Below are 5,427 nucleotides of genomic sequence, written 5' to 3'. Positions count from 1 at the left end.
CCAGGTGGGACCACACAAAACCCTTGTAAACAATTGATTTACAGGGGTTTTATTATTTCTGGGGCTACGAATAGGGCTACTTTTGTTTTCTGTGCCATTCTCAGTTGTAATTGTAATATGTTTTAAGGCTAAAACTCTCATATTGTTGTTTTTACGGGCTTTATTAAATCTCCTTGTTGGTCGTTACGGCACTTTTGAAGGCTCCTTAAATCGCTTAGAAATTACTTTAAAATGACGGTTGAACAATTGTAGTTTGAAACTAAAACGACGACCAAAATGCGTAATTTTATGTAAAACTTTAAAGGGCTAAAGACGGAATGAATACTTGTAGCAATACAAATTCCTGATGGCTTCCTCCTCTAATAAGGTTTCTAGTGCGATGCCGTTTTTATTGGAATATCGTTTTAAATCCTCACCAAATTGGTTCTGTACATCCGTTTTGGATTTGATCAACAATCGTTCTTGGGCTTCTTGGCTAAGGTCGTTGTAGTTTAAATGTATCATAATATTTGATATGTTTTAAAGCATTCCGCTCTCTGAAAAGCTGTAGTAAGAACCGTTGGGAGCCAGTATGATATGATCTAAGATTCTGATATCAAAAAGTTTTGAAGCTTCCTGTATTTTCTTAGTGATGTCCTTATCCGTTGCACTTGGCTTTAAAACGCCACTAGGGTGATTGTGACAAATAATCGCCGAAACAGCGAGTGTCTTTAATATGACCGCAAACAAAATGCGGATGTCAATCAAAGTTCCTGTTATGCCCCCTTGTGAAATCTGATAAATCCCTTTGGCTTTATGGGCATTGTTCAAGAGCAGCACTTTAAAGCATTCGTTTAGTCCAATGGTATTTGGGTTCCAATGATTGTACAATACTTCCGCAGCATCCCCCGCTGTGTTTATTTTCTTCCAGAATGTAGCAGGTATCTCGTGCCGATAGCTTACCTCAACTTCGTTTATAGCATGAATCATATTTCTTGTGTTTAACTAATCAAATACTTGACTGTCAGTAATTTAAACTACTTTAAGATACACCCAAACCTTTAGGTTTCCTCGCAAAAGTTGGCAAAAAACCACATTTGACTTCTTTCTCCCTATCCACAAAAAAGCACCCGTCAGGGTGCTTTACTTTGGGCTGGAAGGATAAATGCAAGAGGCATTTTGGCCTCTTGCGTTTATGCGCGGTTTCGAGGGTGTTGAAAAGCCATAACCGAAAAGACGACCTTGAGTGGGCGGGCGAAGTTCGGCCACTCTGGTCAGGCTTGAAGGTGGGGGCTTTTCAACTTCCGTAGGAACATGGATAGATAACATCTTATCTATAAAAACTTCTAATTCCTTTGTTATCCATACCTGTTTTGTAACTGAAATTCATAAAGACAAATAAAAAGTAATCGTTTTTCATGCTAAGTAATCATTTTTCATGCTACCTTTGTAATCATTTTTCATGCTATATGCCTTTAAGTAATCAATTTTTACGGAAAGTAAGCGCTTTTCATGGTAGGGCCTTGCCTGAAGAGGGTACATTGGTCGGTTACGCACTCCTCCATCAAATTTTGGAAGAAAAAACAGGAAGATGTTTGCCATTACCCAACGTGCTTGCTTTCGTTACAGAGAAGCAACAACGATATAACACGGGAAATTGGCAAGTATTCGCTAACAGTTATCGCCCTGATGACCATGAAATTGCCCATTTGATATTCGCCCTCAAGTACGAGGGAGTAGATTTATTGCTATTAAAGGAATTTTTTCTCCATGCAGGGGAATCCCTTGTAAAAACCATGATGAATAACGAGCCGACAAGCCAATATTCAAGGCGTATTTGGTTCCTTTATGAATGGCTTCTGAACAGTCAAATCGATATTCCAGACCTTAAGGTAGGAAGCTACGTTGAGGTCGTAAATTCTAAACTTCAATATGTCGGACCTATTCGAAACAGTACACGGCATCGGGTAAAGAACAATCTTCCCGGCACTCCTGAATTTTGTCCGTTGATTCGCAAAACCGATAAATTGGAAACATTTACAAGTACAAGATTTCCAGAACTCATGGAAAAGGGATTAAAGGGCAGGGACAAGGATTTAATACGCAGAACGGCCGCTTTTTTATTATTGAAGGATTCCAAAGCGTCATTTGCCATTGAGGGTGAGTATCCCCCCAATATGAGGGCCAGAAATTGGGGCAAGGCCGTTGGGCAGGCAGGGAAAAAGGAACTATCCATAGCTGAAATCGAACGTTTGCAAGATGTCGTGATAGGCTCAAAAAAATTAAAGCACATGGGTATCCGAAAAGGGGAGGGTTTTATCGGCGAGCATGATCGCGATACCTTTTTGCCCATACCAGACCACATTTCGGCGAGGGCCAAAGACTTACCATCTCTCATGAAGGGGCTTTTAGACACCAATGAACTATTGCAAAAAAGCGAATACGACCCTGTATTGGCAGCGGCGACTGTTGCTTTTGGTTTCGTATTTATCCATCCGCTTTCTGATGGAAATGGACGGATACACCGATATTTGATTCATCATATCTTGTCGAAAATGGGGTATACAAAACGGGATATGATATTTCCAGTATCGGCGGCCATCTTGGAACGCATTGCAGAATATCAAGATGTTTTGGAGGCCTATTCCACACCAATCCTTGATCTGATAGAGTGGAAACCCACGTCTGACCACAATGTTGTGATCACGAATGAGACTATTGACCTATACCGCTATTTTGATGCTACGCTACAAGCGGAATTTCTATATGAATGCGTACAAGAAACGATTGATAGAATCATTCCGGAAGAACTGGACTTTTTAGAAAAATATGACCGAATGACACAGTTTGTCAATTCAATCGTTACGCTTCCAGATACCAAGATTGATTTGTTAATCAAGTTTCTTAACCAGAATGAGGGCAAACTTTCCAAGAACAAACGAAAGAAGGAATTCGACGAACTTACCGAGGAAGAAATCAATACAATTCTGGAAGCATACGAATCCATATTTGAAAACTAGAACCGTCAATTCGATACTCAAAAATTGATTAGGTTATTTCCTGAGTTTTCAGGAAAGTCCGTAATACTTTTGGCCTCCGAAATTATCCTGCGATAATTCTCCTGAATATCTTTGTCGGTAGCTAAAATGGGAAAGTCAAAATGTTTTTCCCACAACTTCGGATTGATATGAAACTTGGATTTTAACAGTTCCTGTTCGTTGCCCTCGGCAATAAATCCGTAAAATTCTCCAGGCTGTAGGTTCATGATGTCCGTTGTTTTTACCCTGTCCCGTTCCTGTACGGTTTCATTGATGCTTTTGTTCAGGGAATTGGTATGCTTTCCAAAAATGGATGATTGATAGTAATTGTCCCCGTGATTGGTGGTCTTAAAGGTTTTATCGGCCTTCCCGAAAAGCTGGCCTATCATTTGTGCGGAATCCTTGTTGACCGCCTACCAAAAAACTGGTTACCCATATTGGAGATTATGACCTGGGATTTGTCCCTGCCATATCGGTCCACCAATTGGCTAAAATCCTGACAAGCAAGTACTGTGGCGACTTTATTGCTTCGTGCCGTCGCTGGGGTCTGTTCCAATTTATTGATATAGAGTGTGGGCAGTTCATCCACCAGTACGATGGATTTGTGTTTGTTGGGCTGGTTCATCTGCTTTAAAGCCACGGAGAGTATTAGGGAAATTACAGGGGCGTAGGTTTCCGATAGAGTACTCTCATTGCCAATACAGACAAACTTGGGGTTTGAGGTATCGTTGATGTCCAAATCGAAATCGTTGCCCGAGAGCACCCAAAAAATATCAGGCGTGTTCAACTTTGCTAAGTTGGTCTGAAGGGTGCTGACCACCCCTGAAATCTGTTTGGTCGAATCATTTTTAATCGCCTGCTTCAAGCTTGCCACATAGCCCGCCGCCCCAAAGTTTTCGGAAACCTTTTTGACGAGTTCGCCCATCTCGCAATGAAGTACCAAACTGATAAGATGGGGCAGGGTGCAAAAATCGGGGTGCTCTGATTTCAGATACCAAATCAATCCCGTCAACACACTTTTGGCCTCCATTACCCAATAGTCCTCATGTTTGATGTTGTTGGGGGATAGGTTGTACATCAAAGTCTGTGCATATTCATGGGCGTAAGCCGTCTTGGTCATGAGATTTGGTTCCAATGGATTTACCCGTGCGCTTTGGTTGGCATCCTTAAAATCAATCAAATAGGGTTTGACTTTGGATTGGGAATGACCAAACTGGCAGAATAAAAAACTGCTCAGTTCGGGCGATTTAAAGTCATAGCAGACTCCAGAATAACCCTTATGAATCGCTTGTTGCAAAATTGGATAGACCAAAGAGGCCGATTTTCCACTTCCTGCCCGCCCTGGATGTAAATGCCGCGATAAGGATTTTCTAGGTGGACGGTTTTGTTGTTCACCCGAAAAGTAAAACCTTCCTCCAAAGCTTTGATGGGCTTATCTGAATTACCTAATCGAAGTGATTTACCGTTTTTTTTTAAGAGTTGATAGAGAATCCATAAAACTAGATATGGTGGCAAGGTCAGGGTCAATGGAATGATGCTGGCTACGATAAAGGAAATAGGCGCACCGAGAAACATCGAAATTTTCAGTTTCCTTCTTAGGAAAATGGTATAAACAAATGTCCCTACCAATAGCAGCAAAAACCTGACGTAGATATTGCTGCCTCCCAAAACATATTCGATTATTGTTGTCTTGTCCATGATTACCTAGTGATTTGATTGCCCCTGTTCCTTCGTCTTTCTTTTTTCATATCGGGTAGCCATTGCTCCTGATGTCGCCGTTGTTGCTGTGGTTCTTTTTCCAATTTGATTTTCTGCTGCAAGGCCAATTTCTCTTCCAAAGTGCCATGCTTCAAGGTTCTTAGGGTCTCAAATTTTTCCTCTAGGCCACGTTTATATTTGAACATCTTGTCAAAGGAATCCTCATTGAGCTGTTTCCAGTTAGAGCGGTCAAACCCACCTTTAACGGTTCTGCCGTTTAGCACCAGATTCTGACCGCTTTTGGCATTGGCCAAAGGGCTTAAGTTGATACGATGGTCTTTGTGCATCCGTGAAACGGTAATATGTACATGGGTCTGTAAGCCTTTTTTCGGTTCGGCGCTTTTGACTTTTCCTAACTTGACTTCCTTGTCGTTTCCTTTATAGCGTCTTTTGTGTTCGATTTTGGCGAACCAAACGATTTCTTCCTCCTTTATTTTCTTTTTGAAGTTCATGGCATAGTTCCGCATGGCCTGTCGTGCAAAAAGTTTGATGACCTCATTGAAATGCTCGTACTCTTTTTGGTTGAGTTCATCTACATTTTCAATCGGTCTTTTGGCGATGGTGGAAGTGAGGTGCTCTTGTTCCTGTTGACTAAAATTTAGCGTCAACGTAAAATACCTGTCCTGTTTTTTGGCAAGCCCTTTATTTTTAT

The 5,427-nt window shown here is 41.3% G+C and carries 7 protein-coding genes; 1 reads left to right on the top strand and 6 read right to left on the bottom strand.

Annotated elements, in window-relative coordinates; all coding sequences use genetic code 11:
* Window positions 1-306: 306 nt before the first annotated feature.
* Window positions 307-504: a hypothetical protein gene (locus F1E73_RS16245; protein WP_150452553.1), complete on the bottom strand. Its 198-nt coding sequence runs from the start codon at window positions 502-504 to the stop codon at window positions 307-309.
* Window positions 505-519: 15 nt separating this feature from the next.
* The gene (locus tag F1E73_RS16240) at window positions 520-969 is read right to left on the bottom strand and encodes a JAB domain-containing protein (RefSeq protein WP_150452552.1); all 450 of its coding nucleotides are present in this window, start codon (window positions 967-969) and stop codon (window positions 520-522) included.
* Between the two features lie 479 nt (window positions 970-1,448).
* Here F1E73_RS16240 and F1E73_RS16235 point away from each other — a divergent pair, with 479 nt between their 5' ends.
* Complete coding sequence (locus F1E73_RS16235; protein ID WP_150452551.1) at window positions 1,449-2,999, top strand: Fic family protein; 1,551 nt, start codon at window positions 1,449-1,451, stop codon at window positions 2,997-2,999.
* Window positions 3,000-3,016: 17 nt separating this feature from the next.
* Here F1E73_RS16235 and F1E73_RS16230 read toward each other — a convergent pair whose 3' ends face one another.
* From F1E73_RS16230 to F1E73_RS17665, 4 genes are all read right to left on the bottom strand, one after another.
* Window positions 3,017-3,406 (bottom strand): hypothetical protein, encoded by a 390-nt coding sequence (locus tag F1E73_RS16230; RefSeq protein ID WP_150452550.1) that lies wholly within the window; start codon window positions 3,404-3,406, stop codon window positions 3,017-3,019.
* Window positions 3,403-4,314: a type IV secretory system conjugative DNA transfer family protein gene (locus tag F1E73_RS16225; protein WP_262714308.1), complete on the bottom strand. Its 912-nt coding sequence runs from the start codon at window positions 4,312-4,314 to the stop codon at window positions 3,403-3,405. The genes F1E73_RS16230 and F1E73_RS16225 overlap by 4 nt, the downstream gene beginning before the upstream one ends.
* The gene (locus F1E73_RS16220; RefSeq protein ID WP_150452548.1) at window positions 4,251-4,715 is read right to left on the bottom strand and encodes a hypothetical protein; all 465 of its coding nucleotides are present in this window, start codon (window positions 4,713-4,715) and stop codon (window positions 4,251-4,253) included. The genes F1E73_RS16225 and F1E73_RS16220 overlap by 64 nt, the downstream gene beginning before the upstream one ends.
* Window positions 4,716-4,717: 2 nt before the next feature.
* Window positions 4,718-5,427: DUF5712 family protein (locus F1E73_RS17665; RefSeq protein ID WP_191089046.1), on the bottom strand; the 710-nt coding region annotated here is incomplete at its 5' end.

This window comes from Arenibacter lacus (assembly GCF_008711145.1).
GTDB lineage: Bacteria > Bacteroidota > Bacteroidia > Flavobacteriales > Flavobacteriaceae > Arenibacter > Arenibacter amylolyticus.
Note: the sequence above shows the minus strand (reverse complement) of the source record. Positions and strands in the feature narration are given on the sequence as shown.

Coding starts and splice junctions, on each gene's coding strand:
- F1E73_RS16245 (WP_150452553.1), bottom strand. CDS start 504: ATGATACATTTAAACTACAACGACCTTAGCCAAGAAGCCCAAGAACGA.
- F1E73_RS16240 (WP_150452552.1), bottom strand. CDS start 969: ATGATTCATGCTATAAACGAAGTTGAGGTAAGCTATCGGCACGAGATA.
- F1E73_RS16235 (WP_150452551.1), top strand. CDS start 1,449: ATGCCTTTAAGTAATCAATTTTTACGGAAAGTAAGCGCTTTTCATGGT.
- F1E73_RS16230 (WP_150452550.1), bottom strand. CDS start 3,406: ATGATAGGCCAGCTTTTCGGGAAGGCCGATAAAACCTTTAAGACCACC.
- F1E73_RS16220 (WP_150452548.1), bottom strand. CDS start 4,715: ATGGACAAGACAACAATAATCGAATATGTTTTGGGAGGCAGCAATATC.